Consider the following 18,913-nt stretch of genomic DNA (forward strand, 5'->3'; position numbering starts at 1 on the left):
AAATTTTTAGAAATTAATATTTTAAACAAAATTTATACAAAAATGTCAAAATTCAATATATAAAGCATTATACTAACTGTTTCTTTTTTAAAAGTAATTGTATTTGGTCCAATTGACACCGTTTTAAAGATTCTTTTGTTTTTTCTACTATTTCATCAGGAGCATGTTTCAAAAAATCTTTATTTGACAATCTTTTTTGTAATTTATTTATTTTTAAATCATTTTTGAATATATTATTGATTACTTTCTTTAGCTCTTTTTCTTTAGAAAAACATCCCAATATAGGAATTAATAATTCTGAACCAGTTATTGTATACGACAAAAACGGTAATTTATTTATTTCAGTAGATGACGTATATATATTTTCTAAATACAAAACCTTATTTAAGTAAATTTCATACTTTTTTATTAATTCATATGTTTTTAAATTAAAATTACAAAAATATATAGGTATTAATATTTTATGAGATAATTTCATATTAACTCTATACTGACGTATAATTAACATTATAGTTTTAATCCATTTCATATCTTCTATAATAATATTGTTTTTAAAATTTAAATCGTACTTTGGAAATGGACACAACATAATGGTATCAATATGCTTATATCGTGAAAATAAACGGATTTTCTGCCAAATTTCTTCAGTAATAAATGGAATAATAGGATGTAATAAGTACAATATTGACTCTAATACATATAATAAAGTATTTCTAGTTCCAGATAATTCTGAACTCGAACAAACTGTAATAAACGATTTAGATAATTCTATATACAAATCGCAAAATTTATTCCAAACAAAATCATATAGTATATTCGAAGCTATATCAAACCTATACGTATCTAAAGCGTACCTATATTTTTTTACTACCATATTAAGAGTTAATAAAATCCAGTGATCAGCTACAGATAACGATGTCTCTTTGTTATTTACTAATTGATTTTTGTCAATATTCATTAATACAAATCGACTAGCGTTCCACAATTTATTACAAAAATTACGGTAACCATTTAGACGACTCACACTCCAATTAATATATCTAGTTGGACTTGCTAAAGCTGCACATGTGAATCGCAATGCATCTGTACCTGTTGCAATAATTCCATGAGGAAATACACGTTTGGTCTGTTGACAAATTTGATTTTTTAATTTAGGTTGCAACATACTATTTGTTCTTTTTTTGATCAAATCTGACAAAGTAATGCCATCAATCATATCTAAAGGATCAATAACATTTCCCTCAGATTTAGACATCTTTTTACCATTTTCGTCACAAATCAAACCAGTAATATATACTATTTTAAAAGGTACTTTAGATCGGCCACGATGGTCTTTCATAAAATGCATACTTAACATAATCATTCTAGCTATCCAAAAAAAAATTATATCAAAACCACTTACAATAACATCAGTAGAATAAAAATTTTTTAGAAAACTAGTATTTTTTGGCCATCCTAATGATGAAAATATCCATAAACCAGAAGAAAACCATGTATCTAATACATTATTATCTTGTGTTAATTTAATGTTATCAGATAATTCGTGTATTTTTCTTACATCTTGTTCACTATGCCCTACATAAATATTGTCATTTTCATCATACCAAACAGGAATTTGATGTCCCCACCATAACTGTCTTGAAATACACCAATCTTGTATATTTTTCATCCAAGAAAAATAAATATTTTCGTATTGTTTAGGTATAAATTTAATATCTCCACTACGTACAGCTTGTAATGCTTGTTTAGCTAACAAAGAAATATTTAAATACCATTGATCAGTTAATAATGGCTCAATAATAGAGTTACTTCTATCCCCATACGAAATAGTTAGACGTGTCACTTTTATTTTTTCTAATTTTTTATGCTTGATTAACTCATCAACGATCATTTTTCTTGCTACAAATTTATTTATATTATGAAATTTAAAAGGAATTTTTTCATTATAATAAAAAGAAGGATTTCCATTTATATCATATTCTTCAGCAATATGAGAAATATTTCCATCAGGAGTCAAAATATTAATCATAGGTAAATTATGGCGTAACCCTATTTCGAAATCATTAAAATCATGAGCAGGAGTTACTTTAACACATCCTGTCCCTTTTTTAATTTGAACAAAGTTATCTCCAATAATAGGAATAATTCTATTAATTAACGGAACTAATACTTTTTTACCTATTAAATTGCAATATCTTACATCTTCGGGATGTACAGCTATTGCTGTATCTCCAAATAGTGTTTCAGGTCGAGTAGTAGCAATAATTAAATATTGATTTTCTGTTTTATTAATATCATCACTATCTTCGTTAATTAAAGTATATTTTATATACCACATTTTTCCTATAATATCACGATTTTGAACCTCTAAATCAGAAATTACAGTTTTTAACACAGGATCCCAGTTAACTAACTTTTTTCTTTTATATATTAGTTTCTGATTATATAAAATTATAAATGCTTCTTTTACCGAGTCAGATATGTCACGATCTAAAGTAAATTTCTCTTTTGTCCAATCTACAGAAATGCCTAATCTACGCATTTGATGTGTAATATTTCTTACAGAATTTTTCTTCCATTCCCATGCTTTTTTTATAAAATTTTCTTTGCCATACTCTCGAATAGTTTTCTTATCTTCTAATAATATTTTTTTTTCAAGAACGATTTGAGTGGCTATTCCAGCATGATCAGTTCCCACTTGCCAAAAAGTATTTTTTCCTTGCATACGATGATATCGTATTAAAATATCCATAATAGTATATTGAAATGCGTGACCTATATGCAAGTGACCTGTTATATTTGGAGGAGGAAGTATTATGCAAAAGTTAGACTTATTTACATCTAAACTAGGTTTAAAATATCCATTTTTTTCCCAAAATATATATAATTCCTTTTCAACATTAATAGGATCAAAATATTTTTTCATTTTATAAAATTATTAGTCAAAATATGATAAAATCATATTAGAAGTGATTTAGAAGATATAACTAACAAAGTTATATATGTTTAAACTACGTTACCTTCCTAATTTATTTAAAAGAAATTGAGAAAGTAATGATATAGGACGACCTGTAGAACGTTTTTTCCTACCTGAAGTCCATGCTGTTCCAGCAATATCTAAATGTGCCCAGACATATTTTTCAGAAAATTTAGATAAAAAACAAGCAGCTGTAATAGCACCGGCTACTTTACCACCTGTATTATTTATGTCAGCTACGTTAGATTCTAAACTTCCATAATATTCTTGGAACAAAGGTAATTGCCATACTTTATCATGTGTTTGATAACCAGCTGTTTCTATATCTCGCGCTAATTGAGAATTATTAGACATTAATCCAGTGACATCGTTTCCTAATGCTACAACACACGCACCAGTTAAAGTAGCAATATCAATAACTATGTCAGGATTAAATTTTTTAACGTAAGTCAGTACATCGCAAAGTACTAATCGACCTTCAGCATCTGTATCTAATATTTCTACCGTTTTTCCAGACATAGTAACTAATATATCGCTAGGACGAAATGACTTTCCACTAAGCATATTTTCACATCCAGCTAATATTCCTATCACATTTAAAGGTAGATTTAATTCAGAAATAAATACCATCAATCCAAAAACTACCGCTGCACCAGACATATCATATTTCATTTCATCCATATTTAAAGATGGTTTAATAGAAATTCCACCGGAATCAAAAGTAACTCCTTTTCCTATAAAAACAATATTTTTCGAGCTTTTGCTTTTGTTGCCTTTATATTTTATTATAGACATAATTGCTTTGTTTTTAGATCCTTTTCCAACAGATAAATACGCATTCATTCCTAAATTATTCATATCATTATTATCAACAATACTCGTACTCATAACACCAGAGTACTTTAAAGACAACTGTTTAGCTTTAAAAGCGAGATACGAAGGATTACAAATATTTGGTGGGGTGTTTGATAAGTCTTTAGAGTATTTAATTCCTTTTGAAATTGCTAACCCATGTTTTATAGCCGTTTCACCATATAATATATCGTCATTTCGTTGTATATTGAAAATAATATTATTCAGAGAAGCGAATACTTTCGATTTTTTAGTTTTAAATTTATCAAAACAATATAAAGTATTCTGAATCGCTTCAATTGCAAATCTAATCTTCCAATATATATCTAGCTCTTCAACATTCAGTTCAGTAAAAAAATAATTAACATTAAAAATAGGAAATTGATCAATTATTTTTAAACTTTTTTTTAAAATCTTTTTATACATTCTTACATTAAATTCATGTTGCTTTCCACATCCAAACAATATAATTCTTTTAGCTGAAATATCAGGGATATCATATAACACCAAAAATTGATTTATTTCTCCTGTTATTTCTTTAGAATTAATTGTTTTAGTGATATAACCGTTAGACTGTTTATCTAAACTTTTTAGTGATCCATATATCTCTATATTTTCAAATAATCCAAAAACTAAACAATTAGTGTTTTTTTTATCTAAATCACTATATTTTATACTAAATTTCATATTTTTCCTAAAAATAATAATATGTATTTAAAATGCTCATTTTACGAATTTTAAAAACAATATACCGAAATATAAAACATACAAAACTAACATAAATGTTAATATAACGTGTTTAATCTTTAATTATGTACAATTTGGCGACATATTTAAAAAGTTTTTAAAAAATTTAATATGTTATAGACTGATATAAAACGTAATAAGTAAATAATTTATAAACACTCTAAAATGTAATTAATTTATTTTAATTAAATTTAAATTTAACTTGACATTTAATGTTATAATATTTAGTTCTATTGAAATTTAATATATTATAACTAAATATTTTTTACAATACCATAGTTTTATCTTATTAATTATTTTATTACTTATATATAAAGAAAGTATTAATATGTATTGAGGATAATGATGAATACATTGTACAAAAAAAGTTGTCTTAGATTATTAGACTTTTGCAATCATGATATTAAATACATTATTGACGTCGCTAGTTTTTTAAAAAATGCAAAAAAAAACAATAAAGAAAATCTTTATTTGAAAAACAAAAAAATTGTACTAATTTTTGAAAAAGAATCTACCAGGACTCGATGTGCATTTGAAGTAGCAGCATTTGATCAAGGGGCGCATGTTACATACTTAGGTCCAAAAAGCACTCATTTAGGATATAAAGAATCAATAAAAGACACTGCAAGAGTATTAAGTAAAATGTATCATGGAATTCAATATCGTGGACATAATCATGAAGTGATAGAAACTCTAGCAAAACATTCTACTATTCCAGTATGGAATGGATTAACAGAAACATTTCATCCTACGCAAATATTAGCTGACCTATTAACTATGAAAGAATCTTTATCATCAAAATCATTGTCTAATATTAGTTGTGCTTATGTTGGAGATACAAAAAATAATATAGGACTTACCTTACTAGAAGCTGCGTCTCTAGTAGGTTTAAATTTACGTTTAGTTTCTCCTATTCAGTTTTGGCCAAATGCAGAGTTCTTTTTAAAGTGTAAATCTAAAGCGAGAGAAAGAAACGGAGATATTATATGTACAGAAAGTATTGAAGAAGGCGTAAAGAACGTTGATTTTATTTATACTGATGTTTGGATATCTATGGGAGAACCAAGAAAACAATGGACTGATCGTATCAAACTACTACAAAGTTATCAAGTAAACTCTAGCATGTTACATCTTACTAATAATAAAAAAACAAAAGTATTACATTGTTTACCTGCGCTCCATGACGACAATACAATCATTGGGAAAGAAATAATGAACAACAATAATTTGAATAATGGAATAGAAATTACAAACGAAATATTTGAATCTAATTCAGATATAATTTTTAAACAATCGGAAAATCGTTTACATACTATTAAGGCATTAATGGTTACAAGTCTTATAGAAAATTTTTCTTATTAAAAAATATTTAAAATATAACATCACTCATGTTCGATATATTAACTTAGTATTCTACTATTAAAATTTTTAATTAAAAACAAATATTTTATATCTTAAAAGCAACATTATATCATAAAACATACTAACGTATTTGTTCATAATAGGAAAAGTTTAATATGAACCATTCTTTACATTTAAAAAGTATTATATCTATTAATGATTTAACTAGACAGGAATTAAAATCAATTTTAAACATTGCCAATATATTGAAAAAAAAAATCATCCAAAATTACTAAAAAATAAAATAATTGCTATTTGTTTTTTTGAAGCTTCTACTCGAACTAGGTTATCTTTTGAAACTGCCATATTAAGATTAGGAGCATCAATAATAGGTTTCTCTGACGGAGATCACATTGCTTTTGGGAAAAAAGGAGAAAGTTTATCAGATACTATTTCGGTGATTAGCACATACGTTGATTTAATTATTATTCGACATCCTAAAGAAGGTTCGGCAAGATTAGCATCTGAATTTTCTAATAACATTCCCGTTATAAACGCTGGGGATGGTGCTAACCAACATCCTACCCAAACATTATTAGATTTATTTACTATAAAAGAGACTCAAAATAGACTACACAATTTAAAAATTGGGATAGTAGGCGACTTAAAATATGGAAGAACAGTACATTCATTGACACAAGCATTATCAAAATTTGACAATAACTGTTTTTTCTTTATCTCACCAGATACATTAACTATGCCCGATTATATCAATAACATGTTATATGAAAAAAAAATTATATGGCATAAATATAATAATATACAAGAAATAATTTCTAAAATAGATATTTTATATATGACACGAATTCAAAAAGAGCGTCTAGAATCTACTGAATATATAAACATTAAAGCACAATGTATTTTAAAAAAATCTGATTTGAAAAATGCTAAAAACAACCTTAAAATTTTACATCCATTACCTAGAATCAATGAAATATCAAAAGACGTTGATCAAACACCATATGCATGGTATTTTCAACAAGCAAAAAATGGAGTATATACACGTCAAGCCTTATTAGCATTAATATTAAATAAGAATGTTTATGAATCAAATTAACAAACTTAAAGTAGAAGCTATTAACTGTGGAAGTGTTATTGACCATATTCCAGCACAAATTGGCTTTAAACTACTAACCTTATTTAGATTTACAGAAATAGAACAACGAATTACTATTGGACTTAATCTACCTTCAAGAAAACTAATAAAAAAAGATCTTATTAAAATAGAAAACATATTCTTAACAGATAATCAAATAAATCAGTTATCTATATACGCTCCACATGCAACAGTAAATCATATTAGAAATTATAAGTTAGTAGGAAAAATTTTTCCTACTGTACCCAATCGTATAGATAAAATTTTAACTTGTCCAAATAGCAATTGTGTTAGCAATGATTCAGAAATTCATTCTAGTTTTACATTTAAAAAAAATAATAATATTTATTTAGTATGTAAATATTGCGAAAAAGAATTTCAAAAAAACATAATTTTAATAAACCAATGTCAATAATATACTACACATACTTTTAAAAATAATAACCTTTATAATTCACATTTCTAGGAGTAATACGATTTATGAACTCTGAAATCAATAAAGATAATATACCTAATCCTATTGGTCCTTATACACCAGTTATAAAAATAGAAAATTTAATTTTTATATCTGGTCAAATTGCTAGTACTATTGATCTTAATAATAGTGATAATGATATTTCTATTCAAACTACAGAAATACTAAATAATATTAAATATATAATAGAACAGGCTAATGCAAAAATTGAAAATATTATAAAGACCACTTTATTCATAATTGATTTAAAACATTTGAATACTATCAATAAAATATATAAAAAATTTTTTTTAAATCATTCTACTCGATTTCCAACTAGATCTTGTATTGGAGTATCTAAATTACCTAACGATGCTTTAATTGAAATTGAAGCTATAGCTTATAAAAAATAGCAATTTATTTATATATAAATACAACAAGGCAAAGAGCTTATTATTCCTTTGCCTTATATCAAGTTAATTATTAAAATAAATAAAAAGATGCCATATATTTTTATAATAAATAACTTTATGAAGCAATGTGTTGTATTAATAATTAATAAAGAACGTATTCCTATTAGCTATCATTAATACAAAATAATATTTTACTAAGTTAAAGTCACATTTATAATAATTTTATTTTTAACAGTTATCATAAAAAGTCAAATGTTTTTTCGACGATAAGGTAATGAAGTTTTATCTTCATTACGAGACACTCTTATACTTCTTTTTCGTTCAATTATATTTTTTGAACTTACATGTTCATTATTATACTTTCTTTTCTTATCACCTGATCGATGACTATATTGAAACCTAGTATTATGTAATAATTTTAAGTTAATTGGTTTGTTAAATATCCTGGTATGAACAAATAATCTAGATAAATTATTTAGTAATCCTTTTTGCAATTCAATAGTAGAATATGTTGAAAATAATTTAATATTTCCAATATTTCTACTGCTAATATTTCCTTCATTAGCAATAGCTCCAACTATATGACGTACTTCTACACCATCGTCTCGACCTACTTCAATGCGATATAGATCCATATTATCGTTTTCTCGATGATATCGAAGGTTATTTTTATTATCATGACGTCGACGAGTATCTTTTATATTGGTATTGCGAATTGAACGTATTAATGTATCAGGCTTGATAATAAGATGACGTTCTCCTTGAGCCATTTTTAACAATGCAGCTGCCAATAATTCAATATTAGATTCATTTTCGGGAAGTAATTTAGGCAATAAATTACGATACTGATCTAAATCTCTACTTTTTAACTGTATTTGTACTTTTCTCGAAAACTTTTCTAAACGTCGCTTACTCAATAGTTCAACTTTTGGTAATTCTACTTCTGTCATAGTTAACTGCATTATACGTTCAATATTACGTAGTAAACGCCGTTCACGATTCTCAACAAAAAGTAAAGCTTTTCCTTTTCTTCCTGCACGACCTGTACGACCAATGCGATGAACATAAGATTCAGAATCCATAGGAATATCATAATTAATTACTAAACTAATTCGATCCACATCTAAACCTCGAGCAGCAACATCTGTAGCTATTAATATATCTAACCTTCCATCTTTTAATTTTTCTAATGTTTGCTCTCTAAGAGATTGATTCATATCGCCATTCAATGCAGCACTGCTATAACCATTGCGCTCTAGAGCTTCAGATACTTCTAATGTTGCGTTTTTGGTACGAACAAATATGATTGTAGCAGAAAAATCTTCAGATTCTAAAAAACGTACTAATGCATCAGTTTTTTTACCATATACCATCCAAAAACTTTGTTGAATATTAGGACGAGTTATAATATTAGACCGAATTTTAATTTCTTTTGGACTTTTCATAAATCTTTTAGAAATTCTTCGAATAACATCAGGCATAGTAGCAGAAAATAGAGCTGTTTGATGATTATCGGGAATTTTAGTCAAAATCGTTTCTACATCTTCTATAAATCCCATTCTTAACATTTCATCGGCTTCGTCTAATACTAAACCACTCAAATTAGATAAATTTAATGTTCCTCTTTTTAAATGATCAAGTAATCGACCTGGAGTACCAACGATAATCTGTGGCCCTTGACGTAAAATTTTAAGTTGTAAATCGTATCGTTGACCGCCATATAGAGCTAATACATGAATGCCAACTAAATATTTAGAAAAATGAGAAAAAGCCTCAGCAACTTGAATTGCTAGTTCACGAGTAGGTGCTAAAACTAAAACTTGAGAAACTTTTAAATGCGATTTAACATTATTGAGTAAAGGTAATGCGAAAGCAGCTGTTTTTCCGCTTCCTGTTTGTGCCATTCCTAATACATCATGTCCTTCTAAAAGAAGTGGAATGCATTCAGATTGAATAGGAGATGGTTTTATATATCCCATATCGTTTAATGCATTAATAATAAATGAATTTAAACCTAAACTAGAAAATGTCATTTTGTTAGTATGAATCATGTAAATATATATGCCTCTTGAGTTACAACACGCTAGTTTGAATAAACTAGCAATAAAATATTATTTATTTTTGTTAGACATGTGAACCAGAACAAATAAATCATTTAAAACACTCATACTCTATATGAGTTCAATAATAAAATTATTTTCTGAACTAAACAAAAACATTCTAAAATTATATATTTTTATTAAATACGAATTATTACATAAAAATGAGATATGAATGTTATTGAATGTTTAAACGTATTTTACATTAAAATACATATTAAATATTATAAGAATTAAAATTTTTACATTTGGCAATAAATTTATAATGAAAAATTTAAAAAATAATTTAAAAGACTAACTAAATCTACTTTAACTGCAAGTAGCTAAAAAAATTAATGCAAATATTATGATCTTGATTACAATATGATATAATTAATATTATAAAATTTTGAAAAATATTTATTTTTTTAAATATAATATTTCCATAATATAAATCAATTAAAATATAAATTATAATCTAGAATTAATATTTTTTTTATTTTCCTTAATACTCAATCGTAATCGACCTTGCCTATCTATTTCTAATACTTTTACAAACACCTTCTGATCTAAACGAAGATGATCTGTAACTTTGTCTATTCGTTTACTAGAAATTTGTGAAATATGTACTAATCCTTCTTTTCCTATTCCAATAGAAACAAACGCACCAAAATCAACAATGCGCGTTACTTTCCCACTATAAATTTTACCTACTTTAATTTCAGCGGTAATTTCTTGAATCCTACGAATGGCATTGTTAGCCTTTTCTTTTATCATAGCAGAAATTTTAACTGTACCATTGTCTTCAATTTCGATAGTCGTACCTGTTTCTTCAGTCAACATACGAATTACTGAACCACCTTTTCCTATTACATCTTTTATTTTTTCAGGATTTATTTTAATTGTATGAATTCTTGGAGCAAATTCAGAAATGTCTTTTTTTGGAAACTTAAGAAATTTTTTCATAGTACTTAAAATATGCAATCTAGCCCGTTTTGCTTGAAATAGTGCTAATTTTATAATTTTATTAGTAACACCTTCAATTTTTATATCCATTTGAAGAGCAGTAATACCCTTATTACTTCCAGCCACTTTAAAATCCATGTCTCCTAAATAATCTTCGTCCCCTAAAATATCTGATAATATTACAAATTTATCTACTCCTTTTATTAAACCCATAGCTATACCGGCTACAGCTGTAGATATTGGAACTCCAGCATCCATGAGAGCTAAAGAAGCCGAACAAACTGAAGCCATAGAAGAAGAACCATTAGATTCAGTAATTTCAGAAACAATACGTATTGTATAAGGAAATGTTTCTATGTCTGGCATAACAGCTAACATACTACGTTTTGCTAATTTTCCATGACCTATTTCTCTACGTTTAGGAGACCCTATAATTCCTATTTCTCCTACAGAATAAGGAGGGAAATTGTAATGAAATAAAAAATTATCTATTTTATCTCCTAATAATTCATCTACATTTTGAGCATCTCGAGATGTTCCTAATGTTACTGATGCTAAAGATTGAGTATCACCTCTTGTAAACAATGCAGATCCATGTACCCTAGGTAATATCCCTGTTCTAATATTTAATGTTCGTATTGCATCTTTTTCCCTACCATCTATCCTTAGCTCATTATTTAAAATTCGATTACGAACTACATCTTTTTCAAGATCGAAAAATATAGATTCTATTTCTTGCTCATCTATAATAAAACCTTCACTAGTTAAAACAGATATTACATCACATTTAATTTTATTTAATATTTCTACTCTTTCACTTTTATTAAATACAGTATATGCACGTTGAACACATGTTTTAGAAAGATCAATAATACGAAATTTTAAATCCTCATTTACAGAGCAAATACAATTTTCCCAAACAGGTATATTAACTTCACAAGCTAAACTACGAATATTCTGAATAACTATTTGTTGCTGCTGATGCCCAAAAATAACTGCTTCCAGAATTTCATTTTCAGATAACATATTCGCTTCGGCTTCGACCATTAAAATTGACTTCTCTGTTCCTGACACTATTAAATCTAAATTGCTTGATTTAATTTGTTCCATGTTAGGGTTTAATATATATTTATCATCTACATAACCCACTCTAGCAGCACCAATAGGACCACAAAATGGTAATCCAGATATACTTAATACTGCAGATGCACCGATCATTGCAACTATATCGGGATTAACTTGAGGATTAACAGAAACAACTGTCGCAATAATTTGTATTTCGTTAAAAAATCCTTTTGGAAACAAAGGACGAATAGGGCGATCGATCAAACGAGAAATTAATATCTCGTTTTCACTTGGTCTTCCTTCACGACGAAAAAAACCACCAGGTATGCGACCTGCAGCATATGTCCTTTCTTGATAATTTATCGTAAGTGGAAAAAACTTTTGATCTGGCAATGATTTCTTTTGACCAACAACAGTTACAAAAACCATAGTATCATCCATACTAGCCATTACAGCTGCAGTGGCTTGTCTTGCCATTATACCTGTTTCTAATGTAACAGTATGTTGACCATATTGAAATTTACGTACAATGGGATTTAGCAAAATAACATCCTTAATATATTACAGTTGACAACATCTATTAAATATAAATTAGGAATTGTATATTATTTGTTTTAAATAAAAATATAAAAGTTGCAATAAATAAATAAAATTATAAAAACTTTAAAATGCTTAACAAACATTATTAAATCAATTTAAATAATTTGTATTCGAATTTTTAAAAAGGGCAATAGCCCTTTTAAATACAACTTTTTAATAATTTTTTAAAATCATAAAAAATGAACTTTAATTTGTTAGTTAACGACGTAATTTTAATTGGTCAATTATATTAGTGTAACGTAATACATTTTTATTTCTTAGATAACTTAGTAATTTTCGACGATGTGATACCATATTTAACAAACCACGTCGACTACAATGATCTTTTTTGTGAATAGTAAAATGTTTTTGTAAACAATTAATTCTATTTGTTAATAAAGCGATTTGTACTTCAGATCTTCCGCTATCTCTTTTATTAATGCCAAATTTTTTTATTAACTCGTCTTTTTTAACGATGTTTAGAAGCATTTTATCATACTCCATGCTATTTTTTATTAATAGTAAAATTCCACATATTGACATGCAACTTTAGCACTTTGTTATGGTACTATCATATAGTTTTTATAGCAAATAACTTATTTATTAGGTATCTAAAATTAAACGATAAGGCAATAATTCTTGACTCGAATTAATTCTTCCTATTCCAATAAATCGCCTGTTTTTACCTTCTGTTATACGAAAAAACACACTGCTTAACTTACAAAAAACTTTTATTTTTTCTCCATTTTTTATTTTATAAGACTCATGAGTAGATATGTTTATTTCTGGGAAAATAGACACAGGAGTATCTAAAGATATTAAAAATTTAGATAGTTCTTTAAAAAATGATTTAAAACTACATGAATTTAACGATTGAAGTTTATTAATAGTTATCATTTTAGAAATAGGATAATTACCAACTCGTAGTCTCCTTAATTCAATTACATGTGCTCCACAGCCTAAATTTTCCCCTATATCTTCTATTAAAGTTCTAATATAAGTTCCTTTAGAACATGTGATTTCTAACTCTAAAAAAAAATTATAATAATTAATATATTTTAATTTATAAATAGTAATTTTACGACTTTTTCTGGGCACAGAAATGCCTTTTCTGGCATATTTATATAATGGTTTACCTTTATATTTTATTGCAGAATACATTGAAGGAATTTGATGAATATCACCTTGAAAAGAATTCAAAATATTCATTAATTTCAAAAATGAAAAATTTACCATTCTAATTTTAATAATTTTACCTTCAGAATCTGATGTAGTTGTCGTTTGTCCAAGACGAGCAATGACGCGATAACATTTATCAATATTAATTAAAAATTGAGAAAATTTTGTAGCTTCTCCACAACAAATCGGTAACATTCCCGTAGCTATAGGATCTAAAGATCCTGTATGTCCGGCTTTTTTTATGTTTAAAATTTTTTTTACTTTTTGTAAAATGTTATTTGATGAACAATTGCTTGGTTTATCTACTAATAATATACCATTTATTACTTTAATCTTGTTTAAACACATTTAACTATCCCTGTTGATTAAACTATTTTTTTGCGATTTATATAGAAAAGATTGGTTGATCAAAGAACTTATTTTCATACCTTTAATTAATGAATCATCATAAACAAAGTTTAAAATAGGAACAATACGCAAACGAACTTTTTTTGATAATAAAAATCTTATATATTTTGAAGATTTACGTAATATTAACAATATATCTTTTGAAGATAATGTTGTACATGATTCGAAAATACTAATATATATTTTAGAATACTTAAAATCACGAGAAATTTGAACTTCTAGTACTGTTATTAATACCTTTAAACGAGGATCAGATAACGAATTACAAATTATCCATGATATTGCTTTTTGTAGTTCTTTTGACACACGAAAACCTCGATTATACTGTAGCACTGAACGTGTTCTCCAACTGATTAGTATAAACGAAACGATAAATAGAATTTTTATGAAATCTATTGTCTATTTAATCTCTAATGTATGAAATACTTCGATTATATCATTAATACGAACGTCATTATATTTTTTTATTCCAATACCACATTCTACTCCACTTCTCACTTCATTTGTATCTTCTTTAAATCTTCTTAATGATTCTAATTCTCCTTCATAAATTACTTTATTTTTTCTTAATATTCGAATTGAACTATTTCGTTTAACTATACCTTCAATAACCATACATCCTGTTATACTACCAAATTTTGGAGATCTAAATATATTTCTAACTTCTGCTAATCCTATAACTTCTTGTTTATATTTTGGAGAAGTCATACCACATATAGCGCTTTTTACTTCATCGATAATATGATATATAACTGAATAATATCGTAAATCTATGTTTTCTAATTCAATAAGACGTTTAGCAGAAAAATCTGCTCTTACATTAAAACCTATAATCATAGCATGTGAAGCTATAGCAAGGGATACATCAGTTTCTGTAATACTACCGACACCCTTTCCTATAATCTTGATTTTTACACTATCATTAGATAATTTTTCTAAAGAATCAGAAATAGCTTCTAATGAACCTTGTACATCAGATTTTAAAACAATGTTCAGTTCTAATACCTTACTTTTTTGTATATTTTCAAAAATTTTAGATAATTTAAACGCTGTTTTCTTAGCTAACTTCTTTTCTCTGAACTTTGCTTGACGATAACATGATACCTCTCGCGCCTTTTTTTCATCACGAACAACAACAATCTTGTCTCCAGTTATAGGAATCCCCGATAAACCCAAAATCTTAACTGGAATAGAAGGTTTAACAGATTGAATTTCTTTTCCAGTAGAATCTTTTATAGCACGAATTTTACCATATTCTAATCCGCATAATACTATATCTCCTTTATATAACGTACCTTCTTGTATTAATATTGTAGCGATTGGACCTTGTCCCTTATCTAAAAACGATTCAATAACTAAACCTGAAGCCATTCCAGAAGTACTAGCTTTTAGCTCTAACATTTCAGCTTGTAGCAAAATAGATTCTAATAAATTATCTATACCTTCACCTGATTTTGCTGAAACATGTATAAAAATGTTTTCTCCTCCCCATTCTTCTGGGACAATATTATATTTCATTAATTCATTCTTAATTTTTTCTGGTTCTGATTCTGGTTTGTCGATTTTACTTATAACAACTAAAATAGGAACCGAAGCTGCTTGAGCATGTTGTATAGCTTCTATTGTTTGAGGTTTAACTCCATCATCAGCAGCTACGACTAATATTACTATATCTGTAACTTGAACTCCTCTAGCTCGCATGGCAGTAAACGCTGCATGTCCGGGAGTATCTAGGAATGTAATTATTTTATCATTTATATCAATATGATAAGCACCTATATGTTGTGTAATTCCACCCGCTTCTTGCGAAGCAATTTTAGTTAGTCTAATATAATCTAATAATGATGTCTTACCATGATCTACATGTCCCATAATAGTTACTATAGGAGGTCGTATTTCTCTAAATTCATTACTACTAGTTTCGCGATCTTTCATAATATTTTTTTCTAATGCATTATCATGATATATAGTTACTTTATGACCCATTTCTTCTGCTACTAATTGTGCTATATCCTGATCTAAACTTTGATTAATTGTAACTATATATCCTAATTTTATCATTGTTTTTATTACTTCAGAACTTTTTACTGCCATTTTATTTGCTAATTCGCATACTGTAATTACATCACTTATAATTATATCTCGATTGATTGTATTTGAAGGTTTTGTGAACGTTTGTTTTAAAACACTATACTTATAGTTCTTGTTTTTTTTATCAGAAACAATAGTTTTTTTTATATCTTCTCGATTTGCTTTTTTATCTAAATAATTTCTATTTTTCTTATAACGAATATTTTTTTGGTTACTAGATCTATAGTTAGATTTTATATTTTTATTGCTCGAAGATAAATAATTAGTATGAATTGCACTAGCAACATTGTTATTACTTCGATTTAGATCTAATGTGATTTTACTATCCGTTTTGTTTTTAACTTTTCTCTCTGATTCAATAAAAGCACTTGACGAATTTGAGTTATGACGTAGTTTTACTGGTTTTAACAAGTTTTTTTTATGTTCAGAATTATAAGAAGAACTATTTTCTTTTTTTCTAACATCATTAACTGTAAAATTACTCTTTAAATTACTAAAAACACCACGATTTTTAGTAATATTTTTGTTAAGATGAAATGTGTTGTCATTTTTTTGTCTCATATTAGATGATGTTTTATTTTCACTTTGTGAAATATTTATATTAATATTTCTGGATACATTATCTCTTACTTCTTCATCAGATGTTGAATATATTTGTTTTTTTCTAATTTCAACATGTACATATTTGTATTTTCCACCAGAACTAGATACATGTAACGTACTACGAGTCTTTCTTTTTAAAGTTAATACATTTTTTGAAATAGTACTAGTTTTTTTCAAGTATTTTTCTAAAGTTTTTTTCTCATTATAAGTAATGAAGCTATGTTCATTTTTAATAATACCAATATTTACACACTGTTGAATCAAATCTTTTATTGAAACATTCATTTCTTTAGCTAATAATTTTATACTTATTTCCATAATTAAATTTACTCCTATTTTTGAATCTTTTCACCAAACCAACATATATTTCGTGCTGCCATAATTAAATCACCAGCTGTAGTAATGTTGAGTTCTTCAATGTCTATTAAATCATCAACTCCTTGATCAGCTAATTCTTCTAAACTGTAAATATTTTTTTTTGCTAACTTTAAAGCTATGAATTGATTCATCCCTTTTAAATTTAATAATTCTATTTTTGGTTTTCTTACATTTAACTGTTGTTCATTTTCTTTCGTTATTATAAGCAAGGCTTTTTTTGCTTCTTCACGAATTAGCAAAGCTTGTTTTTCATTAATTGTATTTTCGTTAGCTAGTTCATGAAAAGGAACATATACTAATTCTTCTATAGAAGAAAAACCTTCCTTAATTAACGTTTCCAAGAGTTCTTCATCTATTTTTAAATATTTCTTGAACATGTTTAAAATTTTGTCAGCTTCTTTTTGATACTTTAATTTTAAATCATCTACCGTCATAACATTAATTTCCCAACCGCTTAATTGAGAAGCTAAGCGCACATTTTGACCATTTCTTCCAATAGCTTGTGCTAAATTTCCAGAATCCACAGCAAGATCTACCGTATGACTTTCTTCATCAACCACAATAGAACAAACATCGGCTGGAGACATAGAATTAATAACAAATTGTGCTGAATTGTTATCCCATAATACAATATCAATTCTTTCTCCACATAATTCGCTAGACACTGCTTGTACTCGAGCTCCTCTCATACCTACACATGCACCAACCGGATCAGTTCTCTTATCATTACTTTTCACTGCAATTTTCGCTCTAGATCCTGGGTCGCGTGCTGCTGCTTTTATTTCAATAATTCTTTCTCCTATTTCTGGAACTTCAATTTTAAATAATTCAATTAACATTTCAGGTCTAGATCTACTAACAAATAGTTGAATACCTCTAGATTCAGGATGAATTGCATAAAGCACACCTCTTATGCGATCTCCTAATCTAAAATTTTCTCTAGGTAGCATATCTTCTTTTAAAATTAAAGCTTCAGCATTATTACCTAAATCTAAAACAATATTATCTCTACTAATCTTTTTAACTATTCCTGTTACAATGTCACCCTCATATTTTCGAAACTGATCTACAATCATTGCTCGTTCAGCTTCTCTTACTTTTTGTACAATGACTTGTTTTGCTGTTTGAGTAGTAATTCTATCAAATGTAACTGATTGTATTTTATCTTCTGCATAATCGTTAATTTTTATTAAATTATTTTCGAACTGAGCAGCTTCGAAGGTAATTTCTTTTGTTGGATATAAAACTTCACTAACTACTAACCATCGACGAAATGTTTCAAAACTTCCACTTTTTCGATCAATTTTTACTCGTACATCAATATCTTGATCATATTTTTTTTTAGTTGCTATTGCTAATGCACTTTCTAGTGCTTCAAAAATTTTTTCTCGAGGTAAGGATTTTTCGTTAGAAACCGCTTCTACGACAGCTAAAATTTCTTTATTCATCTTAGTTTACCTCAAATTATATGACAATTTTATGTAATTACAATTATTTGATAATAGAGTATCTTTAGAACAGCACATGCAAACATTAAGATGTTAAACTAAATACATCAATAGTTCATACTAAATATAAAATATATGTTTAACGGGGAACTTTCTATGTCAGTCTTTAAAATTTATA

General features: G+C 27.0%; 12 protein-coding genes and 1 pseudogene. 4 read left to right on the forward strand and 9 right to left on the reverse strand.

Annotated features, from left to right (window positions below; translation table 11 throughout):
- Positions 1 to 67: 67 nt before the first annotated feature.
- Positions 68 to 2,926, reverse strand: a complete 2,859-nt coding sequence (locus D9V73_RS01685) for a valine--tRNA ligase (protein WP_158336558.1) — start codon at positions 2,924 to 2,926, stop codon at positions 68 to 70.
- Between the two features lie 90 nt (positions 2,927 to 3,016).
- Positions 3,017 to 4,516 (reverse strand): leucyl aminopeptidase, encoded by a 1,500-nt coding sequence (locus tag D9V73_RS01690; protein WP_158336559.1) that lies wholly within the window; start codon positions 4,514 to 4,516, stop codon positions 3,017 to 3,019.
- A gap of 405 nt (positions 4,517 to 4,921) precedes the next feature.
- Between D9V73_RS01690 and argF the strand changes: the two genes are divergently transcribed.
- From argF to D9V73_RS01710, 4 genes and pseudogenes are all read left to right on the forward strand, one after another.
- A complete protein-coding gene (argF, locus tag D9V73_RS01695) occupies positions 4,922 to 5,938 on the forward strand; it encodes an ornithine carbamoyltransferase (RefSeq protein WP_158336560.1) in 1,017 nt (338 codons plus the stop codon).
- Positions 5,939 to 6,093: 155 nt separating this feature from the next.
- Positions 6,094 to 7,034 (forward strand): annotated as a pseudogene (gene pyrB, locus D9V73_RS01700) (aspartate carbamoyltransferase).
- Positions 7,021 to 7,488 (forward strand): aspartate carbamoyltransferase regulatory subunit, encoded by a 468-nt coding sequence (gene pyrI / locus D9V73_RS01705; RefSeq protein ID WP_158336561.1) that lies wholly within the window; start codon positions 7,021 to 7,023, stop codon positions 7,486 to 7,488. Before pyrB ends, pyrI begins: the two are co-directional and overlap by 14 nt.
- Positions 7,489 to 7,553: 65 nt before the next feature.
- Entirely contained in the window at positions 7,554 to 7,940 is a 387-nt protein-coding gene (locus tag D9V73_RS01710) for a RidA family protein (RefSeq protein WP_158336562.1), read from the forward strand.
- A 248-nt stretch (positions 7,941 to 8,188) separates the two neighbouring features.
- Here the strand turns inward: D9V73_RS01710 and D9V73_RS01715 are convergent, their stop codons facing one another.
- From D9V73_RS01715 to nusA, 7 genes are all read right to left on the reverse strand, one after another.
- Positions 8,189 to 9,991 carry a DEAD/DEAH box helicase gene (locus D9V73_RS01715; protein WP_315984280.1) on the reverse strand — a complete coding sequence of 601 codons (1,803 nt, stop codon included), beginning with the start codon at positions 9,989 to 9,991 and terminating at the stop codon, positions 8,189 to 8,191.
- Between the two features lie 498 nt (positions 9,992 to 10,489).
- Positions 10,490 to 12,592: a polyribonucleotide nucleotidyltransferase gene (gene pnp, locus D9V73_RS01720; RefSeq protein WP_158336563.1), complete on the reverse strand. Its 2,103-nt coding sequence runs from the start codon at positions 12,590 to 12,592 to the stop codon at positions 10,490 to 10,492.
- A 255-nt stretch (positions 12,593 to 12,847) separates the two neighbouring features.
- Complete coding sequence (rpsO, locus tag D9V73_RS01725) at positions 12,848 to 13,117, reverse strand: 30S ribosomal protein S15 (protein WP_158336564.1); 270 nt, start codon at positions 13,115 to 13,117, stop codon at positions 12,848 to 12,850.
- Positions 13,118 to 13,231: 114 nt separating this feature from the next.
- Positions 13,232 to 14,155 carry a tRNA pseudouridine(55) synthase TruB gene (gene truB / locus D9V73_RS01730; RefSeq protein ID WP_158336565.1) on the reverse strand — a complete coding sequence of 308 codons (924 nt, stop codon included), beginning with the start codon at positions 14,153 to 14,155 and terminating at the stop codon, positions 13,232 to 13,234.
- On the reverse strand, positions 14,156 to 14,548 hold the full coding sequence (gene rbfA, locus D9V73_RS01735) for a 30S ribosome-binding factor RbfA (RefSeq protein WP_261979142.1): 393 nt from the start codon (positions 14,546 to 14,548) through the stop codon (positions 14,156 to 14,158).
- Positions 14,549 to 14,614: 66 nt separating this feature from the next.
- On the reverse strand, positions 14,615 to 17,227 hold the full coding sequence (gene infB, locus D9V73_RS01740) for a translation initiation factor IF-2 (RefSeq protein WP_410051756.1): 2,613 nt from the start codon (positions 17,225 to 17,227) through the stop codon (positions 14,615 to 14,617).
- A 14-nt stretch (positions 17,228 to 17,241) separates the two neighbouring features.
- On the reverse strand, positions 17,242 to 18,735 hold the full coding sequence (gene nusA, locus D9V73_RS01745; protein WP_158336568.1) for a transcription termination factor NusA: 1,494 nt from the start codon (positions 18,733 to 18,735) through the stop codon (positions 17,242 to 17,244).
- Positions 18,736 to 18,913 lie beyond the last annotated feature (178 nt).

The organism is Buchnera aphidicola (Melaphis rhois), from assembly GCF_005080745.1.
GTDB classification, from domain to species: domain Bacteria; phylum Pseudomonadota; class Gammaproteobacteria; order Enterobacterales; family Enterobacteriaceae; genus Buchnera_B; species Buchnera_B aphidicola_AT.